The organism is Micromonospora sp. L5, from assembly GCF_000177655.2.
Taxonomy (GTDB): domain Bacteria; phylum Actinomycetota; class Actinomycetes; order Mycobacteriales; family Micromonosporaceae; genus Micromonospora; species Micromonospora aurantiaca.
Map to the genome: position 1 here is coordinate 1777626 of NC_014815.1, position 15744 is coordinate 1793369.

The following is a 15744-nucleotide window of genomic DNA, read 5'->3' on the forward strand; positions in this document are numbered from 1 at the left end:
GCCGCCCGGCGTACCGTTGCTCGCCGTGTATACCGGAACCGCACTGTTCGACCTGTTGCTCCCGCGTGACTCCCGGTCCCTGAAGGCCAAGCGGTCCTACGTCCGGCCGATCGTCGCCGCGCTGCGCAAGTTCGAGGTCTCCGCCGCCGAGGTGGGGGCGCTGGACCTGCACGGCCGGGCCGAGATCGGGGTGGCGGTGGTGGCCGCCGAGCCGGCCCACGTCCGTGAGGTGCTCGACTCCTGCGAGCGGCTGGTCGCCGCCCGCCCGGAGACCGAGCTGCTGTCGGTGCGCCGTCGTCTGCACGGCGCGGACGACTGACGGCGCGTCGCGCGGCACTCCGGCCGTGCCGCGCGACGCCCGGCCGGGCGCGGGTAGTGTTCTTCAGCGTTGGGCGGTCGGACCCGGCGGCGCCCACGCGCCCGCCGTCTCCGGCCGACGGCCCGGATCGCCTGGTGATCCGGCGCCGTCATTGGTACAGGTGATCCCGGAGGTGGGGGACATGACGGATCAGGCAAAGGTTCGCCGGCACGCCGAGCGCATCCGGGAACTTGTCGCGTCGGTGGTGCGCAGCCAGATCAAGGACCCCCGGCTCGGCATGATCACGATCACCGACGCCCGGATCACCGCCGACCTGCGCGACGCCACTGTCTTCTACACGGTGCTCGGCGACGCGGCGGCCCAGGCGAGCACCGCCGCCGCGCTGGAGAGCGCCAAGGGCATGCTGCGCAGCACCGTCGGCAAGGCGCTCGGGCTGCGGCATTCGCCGACGCTCACGTTCGTCCTCGACGACGTGCAGGACCAGGTCAAGCACATCGACGACCTGCTCGCCGCCGCACGTACCGCCGACGCCGAGGTGCAGCGCCTCGCCGCCCAGGCCTCGTACGCGGGTGACGCCCAGCCGTACCGGGTCGAGGAGGAGGACGAGGACGGCGAGGACGCCCCGGCCGAGGACGAGGGCGACGACGAGCCGCGCGCCGGCGACCGCCGGTGACCGAGGCCGCCGCGGGTGGCGCGCCGGCCGGGCCCACCGAGACCGCATGGGCGGCCGCCGTCGCGGCGGTACGCGATCTCCCCGCCGACGCGCGGGTGCTGCTGATCTGCCACGTGAACCCGGACGGGGACGCGCTGGGCAGCATGCTCGGCTTCGGGCTGGGTCTGCGCCGGCTCGGCGTACGCGATCTCCAGGCCACCTTCCCCGGCCCGCCGGAGGTGCCGGAGCCGTTCCGGTGGATGCCCGGCGTGGACCTGCTGGTGCCGCAGGACGACGCGTACCCGGCTCCGGACCTGGTGATCTGCTTCGACGCGGCGAGCGAGTCCCGGCTGGGCGACCTGGCCGACCGGCTGGACACGGCCGGCACGTCGCTCGTGCTCGACCACCACGCCTCGAACAGCGGGTTCGGCCGGATCAGCCTGGTCGACCCGCACGCCGCCGCCACCTCCGTGGTCGCGCTGGAGCTGCTGGACCGGCTCGGCGTGACGCTGGACGCGGATATCGCGACCGGGCTGTACGTCGCGCTGACCACCGACACCGGCTCGTTCCGCTTCGAGGCGACCACACCGGCCGTGCACGAGACGGCCGCCCGCCTGATCGCCACGGGTATCAGGCCCGGTGACATCTCCCGGCGGATCTTCGACACCCGCCCGTTCGGCGCCGTCCGCCTCTTCGGCGAGGTGCTGGGCCGGGCCGCGCTGGAACCGGCGGCCGCCGCCGGGCACGGCCTCGTCTGGACGTACGCCACCCGCGACGACCTGGTCCGCCACGACCAGCCCGCGTACGTGCTGGAGGCGCTGATCGACTCGGTGCGCTGCACCGCCGAGGCGGACGTGAGCTGCGTGGTGAAGCAGTCGGGCGAGGCGGAGTGGGCGGTGTCGCTGCGCAGCAAGGGCGCGGTGGACGTGAGCCGGGTGGCGGTGGCGCTCGGCGGCGGCGGGCACCGGTTCGCCGCCGGTTTCACCGGCCGGGGAGCGCTCGACGAGGTGGTCGGACGGATCCGCGCCGAGTTGGCCACCGGCGCGGTGACCCCCGTGGCGTGAGGCGCCCGGCTGGAGCGATATGTCCTTCTGGTCCGGTCGATCCGGTGCGGCGGCGATCGGAAGTGTGAGCTGATCGGCGCGTTTTCGGGGGATCACGACGCGTGCCGGGCTTTCCGCGGTGCGTCACGCTGGGGACAATCGGGTGATGGATCATCCCCGTGAGCTCACCGTCGAGGCGCCCCGGGCCTGGGACCGGCCGGTCGTCTCCGTGCCGGTGCTGATCTGCCTCTCTCTGGTCGGCGGCCAGATGCCGTCCTTCTCGACCGCGGCGAACCTCTACATCCTCACCACCGGCGGGGGGTTGATCTGGGTCGGCCTGAGCAACCGGGTGCCCCGGCGTCCGGCGCCGCGCCGGTTGCCGTCGGTCGCGCTCTGGTGGCTGGTCCCGGTGACCGTCTTCGGGGTCTTCGAGGGGGCGACGTTCGTGATGGCGGTGGGTGACGACTTCCCCACCTTCTCCCGGCTGGCCGATCCGCTGCTGGAGGACAACCTGGCCCGCTCGGCGGCCTGGTTCGCGTGGCTGTCCGCGTTCTGGGGACTGGTGCGCCGATGATGCGGGCACTGGCGATCGGCGGGTTTCTGGTCTCGATCGTGCTGTTCGCCGTGGTCGAGTGGGCCGCGCGCCGCGAGGGGTCGCGGATCCCGTCGCTGGCCGACGTCTGCGCGTTCGTGATGCGGTACGAGGTGGGCCCGGTGCCGGTCGGCCGGATCGGGCTGTTCGGCTTCTGGTGGTGGCTGGGCTGGCACTTCCTGGCCCGCTGACCGCCCTCGCCGGACCGGACGACGACGTTGATCTTTCCGCATTTCGGGAACAGCGGGCAGCATCTGGAAAGTGAACGTTAATTTGGGTGCGGGACCGGCGCTTCGCGGCGCTGGTCACGGGCGGTGGTGCCGCACCCGGCTTCGCCTCCCTCCAGGGTCAGACCGACCCGGGCTCCCGCTGCCAGGCGAGCCGCTCCGGTGATCCCGGACCGCTGCCGGGCGCTCAGCCGCCGACGACTTCCGGTCGCGGCGCGATTCGCTGTCGCGCCGATCCGGAGCGCCGGGCGCCCGTAGGACCGCCACGTCCCGGCGGTCCGCACCCTGGAAGGACCTTCAGATGCCGAGCAAGCGCAAGCCGCAGACCGAGACCACCACCGACGAGGCGCGCGAGCAGATGCGCCGCGCGCTGCAGACCTCGATGGACACCCGTCAGTGACATACGCCGTCCGGCGGTGACGCCGGCCGGGCCCGAGGACCACACCCCGGCCCGACGCCGACGTCACCGCCGCTCGGGAACCCGTCCGCTTCCCGGCCGCTGTGGGTAAGTAGTCGCCTGCCTTGCGTGCCTTACTGGGAGCGTGCCAGGATCGGCGGCGATGAGCACCACCGCCACCCCCGTCACCGCCTCGCCGCGGCGGATCGCCGCGCTCGCGCTACCCGCCCTCGTGGTGCTGGCCGCCGAGCCGCTCTACGTCCTGGTCGACACCGCGGTGGTCGGTCACCTCGGCCGGGTGCCGCTGGCCGCGCTCGCCGTCGGCGGCACGGTCATGACGCTCACCGCCTGGGTCGGCACCGTCGTCGCGTACGGCACAACGGGCCGCTCGGCCCGCCGCTTCGGGGCGGGGGACCGGGCCGCCGCGGTGGCCGAGGGCGTCCAGGCGTCCTGGCTCGCGCTCGCCACCGGAGTGCTGGTGGCGGTCGCCATCGGCATCGGTGGGGGCGCGCTGGCGCGTACCCTCGTCGGCGGCCCCGGCGAGGTGGCCGACGCCGCCGCCGGGTGGCTGCGGATCGCGGCGCTCGGCGCGCCCGGCCTGCTGCTCGCCGCCGCCGGCAACGGCTGGCTGCGCGGCATCCAGGACACCCGCCGCCCGCTGCTGTTCGTGCTCGGCCCGAACCTGCTCTCCGCGGTGCTCTGCCCGCTGCTCGTCTACCCGGCCGGGCTCGGCCTGGTCGGCTCGGCGGTGGCGAACGCGATCGCGCAGACGCTGTCCGGGGTGCTGTTCGCGGCGGCGCTGGTGCGGGAGCGGGTCTCGCTGCGCCCCCGGCCGCGGGTGATCGGTCAGCAGCTCGTGCTCAGCCGGGACCTGCTCGTGCGGGGCGTCGCGTTCCAGGCCAGCTTCCTGTCCGCCACAGCGGTCGCGGCCCGCTTCGGGGCCGCCGCGGTCGGCGCGCACCAGATCGCCGTACAGCTGTGGTTCTTCACCGCGCTGGTGCTCGACGCGCTGGCCATCGCCGCGCAGTCGCTGGTCGGCGCCGCGCTCGGCGGCGGCGACGCGGCGGCCGCGCGGTTCCTGGCCCGCCGCATCGCGCTGCTCGGCGGGCTGTGCGGCGTGGCCTTCGCGGTGCTCATCGCCGCCGGCGCCGGCGTGGTGCCGTCGTGGTTCAGCTCCGATCCGCAGGTACGTGAGCAGGCCATGACGGCCTGGCCGTGGTTCGTGGCGCTCCAGCCGATCGGCGGCGTGGTGTTCGCGCTCGACGGGGTGCTGATCGGCGCGGGCGACGTGCGCTACCTGCGCAACCTCACCATCGTGTGTGCGTTCGGCGGGTTCCTGCCGGCGATCTGGCTGGCCTACGGGTTCGACCTCGGGCTGGGCGGGATCTGGGCCGGACTGACGCTGTTCGTGGTGCTGCGGCTGGCCGGCCTGCTGCTGCGGATGCGCTCGGGTGCGTGGGCGGTGGTCGGCGCGGTGCGCTGACGCCGGTCAGCAGGGCTTGAACGAGCCGGGACCGCCCGTCCACGGCTCGACCGTGAAGAAGCCCTCCTTCAGGCGGGAGCAGTCGACGTTGTTCGTGCTCGAATTCGCGGAGATCAGCCAGAGGCCGCGTTGCGTCGCCGGCAGATCCCCGGGCTGGAAGATCTCCCAGACCACCTGGTCGCGGATGCTGGCGATCCCCGCCGGGCCCGGCGTCGTCCGCGGGATGTCGAACGCGTACATCCAGACGTACTCGGTGGTGATCCGCAGGCTCGGCTCGCCGTCCTCGGCGGTGAACACCTCATAGCTCATCTCGCCCCGGACCCGGATCTCGTCCACCTCGGCCTGGGAGCCGATCCGGGTGGCGTAGTGCACGAACGACTGGTCCTCGAAGTGCCGGCGCAACTGGGCGCGGGACTCCGGCGCCAGCAACGCCAGGAACGGCTCCGCGTCACCAACGCGCATGGGAAGGCCGAGCCGGGCCTGGACCAGCGCGGCCCGGACCTGGGTCAGCGCCGCGGCCACCTCGCGGGCGGTGAACGGCGGCTGCGCCGTGGCCCGCGGCAGGACGATCCCGGCCTCGCCGACCGCGAAGTCCGCTCCGGCGGTGCCCACGAACAGGTCGCGCGGCTCGCCGACCCGGCTGAGTGGAACCGGCGACGGGCTGGCCTCGGCCGAGGCCGCGGCGGCGGTGCCGGACCGTACCCGGTCGACTGTGACCCGGCCGAGCACGGCAGTGCCGCCGATCAGCACCAGCGCGAGCACCGCCACGAGCGCGACGTGACGCTTGCCGCGCTGCCGGGACCAGACCATCCGGAAGCGCTCGGCGCGGGTCAGCGGGACGTCCGCGTCCGCGCCGGTCATCCAGCTCGGCAGCTGGATCTCCTCGCCCCGGGAGGCGACGGCGTAGGGATCCGGCTCGGGTGGGGTGGTGCCGGGTTCGGTGCTCATGCGGCGTTCCAGAGGGGTGCAGGGAGCAGGGGGCGCATGATCATTGCACCCGGACGCCGATCCCCGCTGTCCCGTTTCCCCCGCTGGTCAGATGCGATGCTGACGGATCGCCCAGGCGAGGTGGAGCATGCCGACGACGAGCAGCGTCGCCGTCACCGCGACGAACACGAACGAGCCGATCGCGGCCAGCGCCGGGTGCCGGTCGCCGAACCGCGTCCGGCCCTGCCGGGCCCACATCCGGCGGCGTGCCGCCGCCAGCGCAGGTACGCGGTCGACGAGGTCGGACAGGCGGCGCCCGGGGGTACGGCGCGGCGGCTCCGGATGGCGCATCCAGTCGGGCAGGTCGACCCGCGCGCGGTGGGGTGGCGCCGGGGGCGGTACGTCGCTCATCGGGTAGGTCTCCGTCCACGAGGCGGGCGGGTCAGCAGGTGTCCGGCAGATCGACCGTCTTGTCCGGGTCGAAGACCGCGTCCGGGTCCGGGTCGGCCGGCCCGCCGAACGACTGCTTGCCCAGCGCGAGCAGCCCTTTGTCCAGCGCGGCGCAGTCGATGTTGGAGGCGTACGAGTCGGCCCGCTCGATCCACAGCCCGGCGGAGGCGGTGGTCACGTCGGCCGGGTGCGGGATGCTCCACTTCACCGTGTCGTGAACCACCACGACGCCGTCGCCCGGCGTGGGGCTGGTGGTGGGGAACGCGTACGCCCAGACGAAGTTCGTGGTCACCTCCAGGATGCGGATGCCGTCCCGGTCCTTCGTCGCCCGGTAGCTGATCCGGCCCTTGACCCGGGGCTGGTCGGCGGTGAGCCGGGCGCCGGGGGCGAGCCGGGTCGCGTAGGTGCTCGCCTCGCCGGTGGGGAAGTCGTCGCGCACGCCGGCCCGCGCGTCCGGGGCGAACTGGCGCACCAGCCGCTCCGGGTCCTTCGCGGTGAAGAAGGTGCGGTCCAGCCGGGCGGTGACCAGCGCCTTGCGTACCTTGGCCAGCGTGTCGGCCACCTGCTTCTCGGTGAACGCGCCGGTGCGCTTGGCGCGGGGCAGCGCGATCCCCGCCGCGCCCTCCGGGAAGCCGGCCGCCGGGGTGCCGTCGAACGGGCCGGCCGCCGGCGGCGGGGACGCCGACGAGGACGCCTGCTCACCGACCGGCAGGCTGACCGTGGGGTGTTCGGCGGCCGGTTCCCGCCAGCGCTGGAAGCCCTGGTAGCCGAGCCCTCCGACGAGCCCGAAGAACGCGAGCAGCACCAGCGCGAGTACGCCGCCGAGCAGCTTGCCGGAGTGCCCGCCGAGCGCGATCCGCAGGCGGTCCGCGCGGCCGGGCGGCACCTCGGGCTCGGGCCGGCGCAGCCACTCGGGCACCCGTCCCAGCTCGTCCTCCGGCGTGCCGGCGGAGAAGTAGGGGTCGGGGGCGGAGCGGTGATCGGTCATCGGACTTCCCGGGCAGACGGGGCGCTGGCGCACGATCTTGACACCCCGCCGAAGCTGGGCGGTATCCCCCGCAGGGCCGATCACCGACGTCTGGCAGGCTTGGCGGTCGTGAGCACAGACGGTCTGATCGTGGTCGACAAGCCCGGCGGCATGACGTCGCACGACGTCGTGGCCCGCATCCGGCGGCTGGCGCGTACCCGCCGCGTCGGTCACGGCGGCACGCTCGACCCGATGGCCACCGGCGTCCTGGTGATCGGGGTGGGCCGGGCGACCCGGCTGCTCACGTACGTGATCGGCGCCGGCAAGAGCTACGCCGCGACGATCCGGCTGGGACAGGCCACGGTCACCGACGACGCCGAGGGCGAGGTGGTCGCGACCACCCCGGCCGGAGCGGTCACCGACGACGGGGTACGCGCCGCGCTGGCCGCCCTCACCGGCGAGATCGACCAGGTGCCGAGCGCGGTGAGCGCCATCAAGATCGACGGGCAGCGGGCGTACAAGCGGGTCCGCGACGGGGAGGCGGTCGAGCTGCCCGCCCGCCGGGTCACCGTGTCGCGGCTGGACGTGCTGGCGATCCGCCGGGACGTCCCGGACGTGGTGGACGTGGACGTGGACGTGACCTGCTCGTCCGGGACGTACATCAGGGCGCTGGCCCGCGACGCGGGCGCGGCGCTCGGCGTCGGCGGTCACCTCACCGCGCTGCGCCGGACCGCTGTGGGCGGGTTCACGCTCGCCGAGGCGGCCACGCTCGACCAGCTCGAGGAGCGCGCGCCGGACGTGGTGAACCTGCCGCTGGACGCCGCCGCCGCGCGGTTCTTCCCGCGCCGGGACGCCACCGCCGACGAGACCCGGGTGCTGTCCCACGGCGGGCCGCTGGCGCCCGCCGGGATCACCGGGCCGTACGCCGTCTTCGACCCGGCGGGCGGGCTGATCGCTATCGTCAGCGAGCGGGACGGTCGGGCCCGCGCGGAGATCGTGCTGGCCCCGGCCTGAACGGCGTGCGGGCGGACAGGGGGAGGAACGGCATGCAGCGGTGGCGGGGGTACGAGGCGGCGCCCGGCGGCTGGGGACGCTCGGTGGTCACCATCGGCGTCTTCGACGGCGTGCACCGGGGGCACCAGGCCACCATCGGTCACGCCGTGGCGCGCGCCCGGGAGCTGGGCGTCAAGTCGGTGGTGGTGACGTTCGACCCGCACCCGGCCGAGGTGGTACGCCCCGGCTCGCACCCGGCGGTGCTGACCGAGCCGGCCCGCAAGGCCGAGCTGATCGAGGCGCTCGGCGTGGACGTGCTCTGTGTGGTGCCGTTCACAGTCGAGTTCTCCCGGCTGCCACCCGAGGCGTTCGTGCACGACGTCCTGGTCGCGCACCTGCACGCCGCGCTGGTGGTGGTCGGCGACAACTTCCGGTTCGGGCACCGGGCCGCCGGTGACGTGCCGCTGCTGGAGCGGCTGGGCCGTACCTTCGGGTTCGCCGTCGAGGGGGCGCCGCTGGTCGCCGAGGCGGGGACGGTCTTCTCCTCCACGTACATCCGGTCCTGCGTCGACGCGGGGGACGTGGGCGCGGCGGCGGCGGCGCTCGGCCGCCCGCACCGCGTCGAGGGCGTGGTGGTCCGCGGCGACCAGCGCGGACGTGAGCTGGGTTACCCCACCGCCAACCTGCTGACCCACAGGTACGCGGCGGTGCCCGCCGACGGGGTGTACGCGGCCCGCCTGGTGCGCCGCGACGGCGAACCGCTGGCGGCGGCCGTGTCGATCGGCACCAACCCGACGTTCTCCGGCCGGGAGCGGCGGGTGGAGGCGTACGCGCTGGACTTCAGCGGCGACCTGTACGGCGAGCGGCTGGCCCTGGACTTCGTGGCGCACCTGCGTGAGCAGCGGACATACGACGCGATCGAACCGCTGGTGGCCCAGATCGCCGAGGACGTGGAACGCACCCGCCGGGCGGTGCTCTGACCGGCGCGGGGCCACCTTGACCGGCCGTCCGTCCCGAGGGCTGGTAGGCTGACGGAGACGTCGGCTGACCGACGGGGGCCTCGCGTGCCTGCACGACGCCGCGGGTGCGAGGAACCGGTCCGTTGCACCGGTCACCACGACCGCTCCGGACCTCATCGAATGACCCACGAAACAGGGAGAACATGGCGCTCGACCAGGAAGCCAAGGCCAAGATCCGCCAGGAGTACGCGACCGCCGAGGGCGACACCGGCTCGCCCGAGGTGCAGGTCGCGGTCCTGACCAAGCGGATCGCGGAGCTCACCGAGCACCTGAAGGTGCACAAGCACGACCACCACAGCCGCCGTGGGCTGCTGCTGCTGGTCGGCCGGCGCCGCCGGCTGCTGAACTACGTCCAGAAGAAGGACATCAACCGCTACCGGTCGCTCATCGAGCGGCTCGGCCTGCGCCGATGACCTGACGGGGGAGTGGCCGCCTGGCCGCTCCCCCGTTGCAGTACCACCGAAGAACCCGGCCGCGCGACACCCGAAGAGGGAGCCGGTCAGCACCGGTCTCCGGTAGTGGCCCCCGGGAATCCCGGCACGACGCCGGCCACCCCGGGCGCTTCGATCGAAGACCGGCCGCCTGAGCAGTTCCCGTGTCGTCGGCCGACGACGCGAAGGAGCACCACAGCACATGACCGAGACCAACCTCGGCACCGAATCCCGCACCGCGGTGATCGACAACGGGTCCTTCGGCACCCGTGAGATCACCTTCTCCACCGGCCGCCTGGCCCGTCAGGCCGCCGGCTCCGTCGTCGCCCAGCTCGGCGAGACGGTCGTCCTCTCCGCGACCACCGCCGGCAAGCAGCCGCGCGAGTCGTTCGACTTCTTCCCGCTGACGGTGGACGTCGAGGAGCGGATGTACGCCGCGGGCCGCATCCCCGGCTCGTTCTTCCGCCGCGAGGGCCGGCCCAGCGAGGACGCCATCCTCACCTGCCGGCTGATCGACCGGCCGCTGCGCCCGTCGTTCGTCAAGGGCCTGCGCAACGAGGTCCAGGTCGTCGAGACCGTGCTGGCGCTCGACCCGCAGCACCCGTACGACGTGGTGGCCATCAACGCCGCCTCGATGTCGACCAAGCTCTCCGGCCTGCCGTTCTCCGGCCCGATCGGCGCGACCCGGGTCGCGCACGTGGACGGCCAGTGGGTCGCCTTCCCGACCCTGGAGGAGCTGGCCCGGGCCACCTTCGACATGGTCGTGGCCGGCCGCACCCTCGCCGACGGCGAGGTCGCGATCATGATGGTCGAGGCCGAGGCCACCCCGAACGCGGTGGCCCTGATCTCCGACGGCGCCACCGCGCCGACCGAGGAGATCGTGGCCAGCGGCCTGGAGGCCGCGAAGCCGGCCATCCGTGAGCTGTGCCGGGCGCAGAGCGAGCTGGCCGAGGTGGCCGCCAAGCCGGTCAGCGAGTTCCCGGTCTTCCTGGACTACCAGGACGACGTCTACGACGCGGTGGCCGACGTGGCCCGCGCCGACGTCACCGAGGCCCTGAAGATCGCCGGCAAGGCCGACCGCGAGGAGGCCCTGGACCGGATCAAGGCCAAGGTCGCCGAGGAGCTGACCGGCCGGTTCGAGGGCCGCGAGAAGGAGCTGTCCGCCGCGTTCCGCTCGCTGACCAAGTCCGAGGTCCGCAACCGGGTGCTGCGTGAGCAGGTCCGCATCGACGGCCGCGGCCCGCGTGACATCCGTCCGCTGAGCGCCGAGGTCGGCGTGCTGCCGCGGGTGCACGGCTCGGCGCTGTTCGAGCGCGGCGAGACCCAGATCCTGGGCGTCACCACGCTGAACATGCTGCGCATGGAGCAGATGGTGGACACGCTGTCCCCGGAGAACCGCAAGCGCTACATGCACAACTACAACTTCCCGCCGTACTCGACCGGTGAGACCGGCCGGGTCGGCTCGCCGAAGCGTCGCGAGATCGGTCACGGCGCGCTGGCCGAGCGCGCGCTGATCCCGGTGCTGCCGTCGCGCGAGGAGTTCCCGTACGCCATCCGGCAGGTCTCCGAGGCGCTCGGCTCCAACGGCTCCACCTCGATGGGTTCGGTCTGCGCCTCGACGCTGGGCCTGCTCTCGGCCGGTGTGCCGCTGAAGGCGCCGGTCGCCGGCATCGCCATGGGCCTCATCTCCGACGAGGTCGACGGCAAGACCCAGTACGTGACGCTGACCGACATCCTCGGCGCCGAGGACGCGTTCGGCGACATGGACTTCAAGGTCGCCGGCACCCGTGACTTCGTCACCGCGCTGCAGCTCGACACCAAGCTGGACGGCATCCCGTCGGACGTGCTGGCCGCCGCGCTCCAGCAGGCGCACGAGGCCCGGCAGACCATCCTCGACGTGATGCAGCGGGCCATCGAGGCGCCGGCCGAGATGTCGGACTACGCGCCGCGGGTGACCACCGTGAAGATCCCGGTCGACAAGATCGGCATGGTGATCGGCCCGAAGGGCCAGACCATCAACGCCATCCAGGACGAGACCGGCGCCGAGATCTCCATCGAGGACGACGGCACGATCTACGTCGGCGCGACCAACGGCCCGTCGGCCCAGGCCGCGGTTGACCGGATCAACGGCATCGCGAACCCGACCCTGCCGAAGGTGGGCGAGCGGTTCCTCGGCACGGTGGTGAAGACCGCCGCGTTCGGCGCCTTCATCTCGCTCCTGCCGGGCCGTGACGGCCTGCTGCACATCTCCAAGGTGGGCGACGGCAAGCGGGTCGAGAAGGTCGAGGACTTCCTCAACGTCGGCGACAAGGTCGAGGTGGAGATCGCGGACATCGACGCCCGCGGCAAGATCTACCTGGACAAGATCCGTCCGGAGGGCGCCGAGGCGCCGGCCGCCGGTGAGGCGGCCGGTGGCGACCGTCCGTCGGGCCGGGACCGCGGCGGCGACCGTGGCCCGCGTGACCGCGGTGACCGGGGTGGCGAGCGTCGCTCCGAGGGTGGCGAGCGCCGCTCCGAGGGCGGCGAGGGCGGCGGCGAGTCCCGTCCGCGTCGCCGGACCCGGCACAGCTGATCCACCGACCGGCCCGGGTGACGTCCGCGTCGCCCGGGCCGGCCCACGGCTCCAGGTCGCCTGCGCGAGCTGGAGCCGTCGTACGTCCCGCCGTTCCTCGTCATCCGGAGAGCAGGTTCTCGTGAGTTCGTCAGTCGCCTCGACGGGACGGGGGGTGGCGTCGACCGGTTCGGCGGCCCGCGCGGTCACCCGGACGCTCAGCGACGACCCGCTCGGCGGCACCGTCCGCCGTACCGTGCTGCCCAGCGGGCTGCGGGTGCTCACCGAGGCGATCCCGGCGATGCGCAGCGTGTCGTTCGGCATCTGGGTGGCGGTCGGCTCGCGCGACGAGACCGGCTCGCAGGCCGGCGCCGCGCACTTCCTGGAGCACCTGCTGTTCAAGGGCACCAACAAGCGCAGCGCGCTGGAGATCTCGTCGCAGATCGAGGCCGTGGGCGGCGAGACGAACGCCTTCACCACGAAGGAATACACCTGCTACTACGCGCGGGTGCTGGACGAGGACCTGCCGCTGGCCATCGACGTCATGTGCGACCTGGTCGCCGACTCGGTGCTGACCGCCGCCGACGTGGAGACCGAACGCGGCGTCATCCTCGAAGAGATCGCCATGCACGACGACGAGCCCGGCGACGAGGTGCACGACCTGTTCGCCCGCGCCGTCTACGGCGACCACCCGCTGGGCCGGCTCATCTCCGGCACCGAGGAGACGGTCACGCCGATGACCCGGCGGCAGATCCAGGGCTTCTACCGCCGCCGCTACACCGCGCCGCAGATCGTGATCGCCGCCGCCGGCAACCTCGACCACGCCGCAGTGGTCAAGCTGGTCCGGCAGGCGCTGCGGGGCACCCCGCTGGACACCGACCCGGCGTCGCCGGCGCCGCACCGCGCGGCCACCCCGACGGTACGCACCAAGCCGGCCACCACGCTCGTCGAGCCGAAGGAGACCGAGCAGGCGCACGTCATCCTCGGCTGCCCGGGGATCGACCGCACCGACGACAGGCGGTTCGCGCTCGGCGTGCTCAACAACGTGCTCGGCGGCGGCATGTCCAGCCGGCTGTTCCAGGAGATCCGGGAGCAGCGTGGCCTGGCGTACTCGGTCTACTCCTACGCCAGCCAGTACGCCGACAGCGGCGTGTTCGCCGTCTACGCCGGGTGCGCGCCGGGCAAGGTGGACGAGGTGCTGGACCTGACCCGCGCGGAGCTGGCGCGGGTGGCCGCCGAGGGGATCACCGAGGCGGAACTGGCCCGGGGCAAGGGGATGAGCAAGGGCTCGTTCGTGCTCGGGCTGGAGGACACCGGCTCGCGGATGAGCCGGCTCGCCAAGGGGGAGCTGCTCTACGGCAACCTGATGCCGGTGGACGACCTGCTGGCCCGGGTGGACGCGGTGACGCTCGACGACGTGAACACGCTCGCCGCCGACCTGCTCGGCCGGCCCATGTCGCTTGCCGTGGTGGGTCCGTTCGACTCCGGCAGCTTCACGGCCACGAGCTGAGCGCCCCACCGGTCCTGAGCGCCGCGCCGGTCCGCCGGATCCCGTGCCGGGCGCTGGGATAGGTTGTGGCCCGTGACTGAGCAGCAGAAGACGGCGGCCCGGGTCGGTGTGCTCGGTGCCCGGGGCCGGATGGGCATGGAGGTCTGCAAGGCGGTCGACTCCGCCGCCGACCTGGAGCTGGTCGCGGCCGTCGACCAGGGCGACGACCTGGACGCGGTGGCGCAGGCGGGTGCCGAAGTGGTCGTCGACTTCACCACCCCCGACGCGGTCATGGACAACCTGCGCTGGTGCGTCGAGCACGGCGTGCACGCGGTGGTCGGCACCACCGGCTTCACCGGGCAGCGGCTCGCCGAGGTGCGGGGCTGGCTCGCCGGCCGGCCCGGCGTAGGCATGGTGATCGCCCCCAACTTCGGCATCGGCGCGGTGCTGATGATGCAGTTCGCGGCGCGCGCCGCCCGCTACTTCGAGTCGGTCGAGATCGTCGAGCAGCACCACCCGCGCAAGCTGGACGCGCCGAGCGGCACCGCCACCCACACGGCCCGGCTGATCGCCGCCGCCCGCGCCGACGCCGGCCTGGGGCCCGCGCCGGACGCGACCCGCGACGAGGTGGCCGGCGCCCGCGGTGCCGACATCGACGGGGTACGCGTGCACGCCGTACGTGCCACCGGCCTGGTCGCCCACCAGGAGGTGCTGTTCGGCACCACCGGCGAGACGCTCACCATCCGGCACGACTCGTACGACCGGGTGTCGTTCATGCCCGGCGTGCTGCTCGCGGTCCGGGAGGTGGGTCGCCGGCCCGGTCTCACAGTCGGCCTGGACGCCCTGCTCGACTGATCCGTCGCGCGGCGTGCTCCGGCCTGCTGCGGGAAACCGTTTTGCCTGGTCGGCGGCGTGGACCTAGGCTGCTTTCATGATCGATTCCGGACACTCCGACCGCACCGGCCGCCGGGTGACGCTGCGCCCGGTGGACGACGACAACTGGCGGGCCGTGGCGGACGTCGCGCCGCACGACGGCCAGCGCGCCTTCGTGGCCGCGCTGGCCGCCCGCTACCTGCTTCTCACCGAGCGCTCGGACGTCTGGAACTCGCTGGCCGTCTACGCCGACGAGACGGTCGTCGGCCACGTCATGTGGGGCGTGGACGACGACGAGTCGCGCTGGATCGGCGGCATGGTGATCGACGCCGCCGAGCAGGGCCGGGGCCTGGGCCGCGCCACAGTGCGGACGCTCGCCGACTGGCTCGCCGAGGCGGGCCGGCCGATCCGCCTGAGCTACCACCCCGACAACAAGCCCGCCGCCGCCCTCTACACGTCCCTGGGCTTCCACCCCACAGGCGCGATGGAGGACGAAGAACTGGTAGCCGAACTCCCCCCAGCCTGACTCCCACCCTCACCCTCACCCCCCCGGGCCTGTACCTGGTCGATCATGAGGTTGGCGGCAGTTGGGGAGATCGAAAAGGCCGCCAACTTCATGATCGACTGGATCGGGGCGGGGTGCGGCGGGTGGGGTGGCGGTCCTGCCCCGTGCCGGGACCGCCGGCCCACCCACGCGAGGGTGGACCGGCGAGACGAGCGGAACTCATCGCTGCGGCGGAAGATTTTCCTCCGGGACTGCCACGTGCAGGCGGATCTGGGGGACCAGCATGTCGTCCACGTCCAGCGCGCGGGCCGCTCCGTCCGGCTCCCAGCCGGTCGAGCCGAGGAACTTCCGGGTCGCGGCGTCGGCGTCGAACGCCCACGCCACCGCCCGGGTCAGACCGTCGGCGCGCCAGTGGTCGACGGCCGCGGCGAGCAGCCGGCTGCCGTGCCCGCGCCGCCCCCACCGGGGCTCGACCAGCAGATCCGTGACCGCGGCGACGTCCGAGCCGAGCGCCTCGGCCGGCTCGTCGGGGGCGAGCGCGTCGGCGTCGGCCGGACCGGAGGCGACGAACCCCACCAGATAGGATTGCGCCGCCTGTTCGACGGCGACCAGCACCCGGTGCGCGCCCGAGGGCGGCTCCTGCACCGCCGCACTCCACCGCCGCGCGAGGTACGCCTCGTCGAGGTTGTCGAGCACGTGCCGTGGCAGGATCCGGCGGTACGCGACCCGCCAGGTCGCGAGCTGGATGCGTGCGATCTCGCCGGCGTCCTCGGGACGCGCGGGCCGGACGTAGCCTGCAGCCATGGCACGTGAGCCTACGCAGGGC

General features: G+C 73.5%; 17 protein-coding genes. 13 read left to right on the top strand and 4 right to left on the bottom strand.

Translation table 11 applies throughout. The features are described 5' to 3' along the window. The first annotated feature begins 25 nt into the window (after positions 1-25). From ML5_RS08700 to ML5_RS08725, 6 genes are all read left to right on the top strand, one after another. Entirely contained in the window at positions 26-319 is a 294-nt protein-coding gene (locus tag ML5_RS08700) for a DUF503 domain-containing protein (protein ID WP_013474437.1), read from the top strand. A gap of 181 nt (positions 320-500) precedes the next feature. Then, positions 501-992 (top strand): 30S ribosome-binding factor RbfA, encoded by a 492-nt coding sequence (rbfA, locus tag ML5_RS08705; RefSeq protein WP_013474438.1) that lies wholly within the window; start codon positions 501-503, stop codon positions 990-992. Then, a complete protein-coding gene (locus tag ML5_RS08710; protein WP_013284670.1) occupies positions 989-2035 on the top strand; it encodes a bifunctional oligoribonuclease/PAP phosphatase NrnA in 1047 nt (348 codons plus the stop codon). Before rbfA ends, ML5_RS08710 begins: the two co-directional genes overlap by 4 nt. Positions 2036-2180: 145 nt before the next feature. Beyond that, positions 2181-2588: a hypothetical protein gene (locus tag ML5_RS08715; RefSeq protein ID WP_013284671.1), complete on the top strand. Its 408-nt coding sequence runs from the start codon at positions 2181-2183 to the stop codon at positions 2586-2588. Then, positions 2588-2797, top strand: a complete 210-nt coding sequence (locus ML5_RS08720) for a DUF6186 family protein (RefSeq protein ID WP_030269837.1) — start codon at positions 2588-2590, stop codon at positions 2795-2797. Before ML5_RS08715 ends, ML5_RS08720 begins: the two co-directional genes overlap by 1 nt. Positions 2798-3393: 596 nt before the next feature. Beyond that, a complete protein-coding gene (locus tag ML5_RS08725; protein WP_013474439.1) occupies positions 3394-4713 on the top strand; it encodes an MATE family efflux transporter in 1320 nt (439 codons plus the stop codon). A 6-nt stretch (positions 4714-4719) separates the two neighbouring features. On the opposite strand, the gene ML5_RS08730 is transcribed toward ML5_RS08725, so the two are convergent. The 3 genes from ML5_RS08730 to ML5_RS08740 form a co-directional block, all read right to left on the bottom strand. After that, the gene (locus ML5_RS08730) at positions 4720-5661 is read right to left on the bottom strand and encodes a hypothetical protein (protein ID WP_013474440.1); all 942 of its coding nucleotides are present in this window, start codon (positions 5659-5661) and stop codon (positions 4720-4722) included. Positions 5662-5748: 87 nt separating this feature from the next. Further along, positions 5749-6051: a hypothetical protein gene (locus ML5_RS08735; RefSeq protein ID WP_013474441.1), complete on the bottom strand. Its 303-nt coding sequence runs from the start codon at positions 6049-6051 to the stop codon at positions 5749-5751. A gap of 31 nt (positions 6052-6082) precedes the next feature. Continuing rightward, positions 6083-7078, bottom strand: a complete 996-nt coding sequence (locus ML5_RS08740; RefSeq protein WP_013474442.1) for a hypothetical protein — start codon at positions 7076-7078, stop codon at positions 6083-6085. A 108-nt stretch (positions 7079-7186) separates the two neighbouring features. Between ML5_RS08740 and truB the strand changes: the two genes are divergently transcribed. The 7 genes from truB (at position 7187) to ML5_RS08775 (ending at position 14939) form a co-directional block, all read left to right on the top strand. Beyond that, the gene (gene truB, locus ML5_RS08745; RefSeq protein ID WP_013284676.1) at positions 7187-8071 is read left to right on the top strand and encodes a tRNA pseudouridine(55) synthase TruB; all 885 of its coding nucleotides are present in this window, start codon (positions 7187-7189) and stop codon (positions 8069-8071) included. A gap of 32 nt (positions 8072-8103) precedes the next feature. Beyond that, the gene (locus tag ML5_RS08750) at positions 8104-9030 is read left to right on the top strand and encodes a bifunctional riboflavin kinase/FAD synthetase (protein ID WP_013284677.1); all 927 of its coding nucleotides are present in this window, start codon (positions 8104-8106) and stop codon (positions 9028-9030) included. Between the two features lie 182 nt (positions 9031-9212). Next, positions 9213-9482, top strand: coding sequence for a 30S ribosomal protein S15 (gene rpsO, locus ML5_RS08755; protein WP_013284678.1), 270 nt, complete (start codon positions 9213-9215; stop codon positions 9480-9482). 220 nt (positions 9483-9702) lie between these two features. Then, positions 9703-12072, top strand: a complete 2370-nt coding sequence (locus tag ML5_RS08760) for a polyribonucleotide nucleotidyltransferase (RefSeq protein WP_013474443.1) — start codon at positions 9703-9705, stop codon at positions 12070-12072. 121 nt (positions 12073-12193) lie between these two features. Continuing rightward, positions 12194-13561, top strand: a complete 1368-nt coding sequence (locus tag ML5_RS08765; RefSeq protein ID WP_041784159.1) for a pitrilysin family protein — start codon at positions 12194-12196, stop codon at positions 13559-13561. Positions 13562-13633: 72 nt separating this feature from the next. Continuing rightward, positions 13634-14395 carry a 4-hydroxy-tetrahydrodipicolinate reductase gene (gene dapB / locus ML5_RS08770; RefSeq protein WP_013474445.1) on the top strand — a complete coding sequence of 254 codons (762 nt, stop codon included), beginning with the start codon at positions 13634-13636 and terminating at the stop codon, positions 14393-14395. Positions 14396-14471: 76 nt separating this feature from the next. After that, the gene (locus ML5_RS08775; protein ID WP_013474446.1) at positions 14472-14939 is read left to right on the top strand and encodes a GNAT family N-acetyltransferase; all 468 of its coding nucleotides are present in this window, start codon (positions 14472-14474) and stop codon (positions 14937-14939) included. 198 nt (positions 14940-15137) lie between these two features. Here the strand turns inward: ML5_RS08775 and ML5_RS08780 are convergent, their stop codons facing one another. After that, entirely contained in the window at positions 15138-15722 is a 585-nt protein-coding gene (locus ML5_RS08780) for a GNAT family N-acetyltransferase (RefSeq protein WP_013474447.1), read from the bottom strand. Between the last annotated feature and the right edge of the window lie 22 nt (positions 15723-15744).

Coding starts and splice junctions, on each gene's coding strand:
- ML5_RS08715 (WP_013284671.1), top strand. CDS start 2,181: ATGGATCATCCCCGTGAGCTCACCGTCGAGGCGCCCCGGGCCTGGGAC.
- ML5_RS08750 (WP_013284677.1), top strand. CDS start 8,104: ATGCAGCGGTGGCGGGGGTACGAGGCGGCGCCCGGCGGCTGGGGACGC.
- ML5_RS08730 (WP_013474440.1), bottom strand. CDS start 5,661: ATGAGCACCGAACCCGGCACCACCCCACCCGAGCCGGATCCCTACGCC.
- ML5_RS08735 (WP_013474441.1), bottom strand. CDS start 6,051: ATGAGCGACGTACCGCCCCCGGCGCCACCCCACCGCGCGCGGGTCGAC.
- ML5_RS08725 (WP_013474439.1), top strand. CDS start 3,394: ATGAGCACCACCGCCACCCCCGTCACCGCCTCGCCGCGGCGGATCGCC.
- ML5_RS08740 (WP_013474442.1), bottom strand. CDS start 7,078: ATGACCGATCACCGCTCCGCCCCCGACCCCTACTTCTCCGCCGGCACG.
- ML5_RS08760 (WP_013474443.1), top strand. CDS start 9,703: ATGACCGAGACCAACCTCGGCACCGAATCCCGCACCGCGGTGATCGAC.
- rbfA (WP_013474438.1), top strand. CDS start 501: ATGACGGATCAGGCAAAGGTTCGCCGGCACGCCGAGCGCATCCGGGAA.
- rpsO (WP_013284678.1), top strand. CDS start 9,213: ATGGCGCTCGACCAGGAAGCCAAGGCCAAGATCCGCCAGGAGTACGCG.
- ML5_RS08720 (WP_030269837.1), top strand. CDS start 2,588: ATGCGGGCACTGGCGATCGGCGGGTTTCTGGTCTCGATCGTGCTGTTC.
- ML5_RS08775 (WP_013474446.1), top strand. CDS start 14,472: ATGATCGATTCCGGACACTCCGACCGCACCGGCCGCCGGGTGACGCTG.
- ML5_RS08780 (WP_013474447.1), bottom strand. CDS start 15,722: ATGGCTGCAGGCTACGTCCGGCCCGCGCGTCCCGAGGACGCCGGCGAG.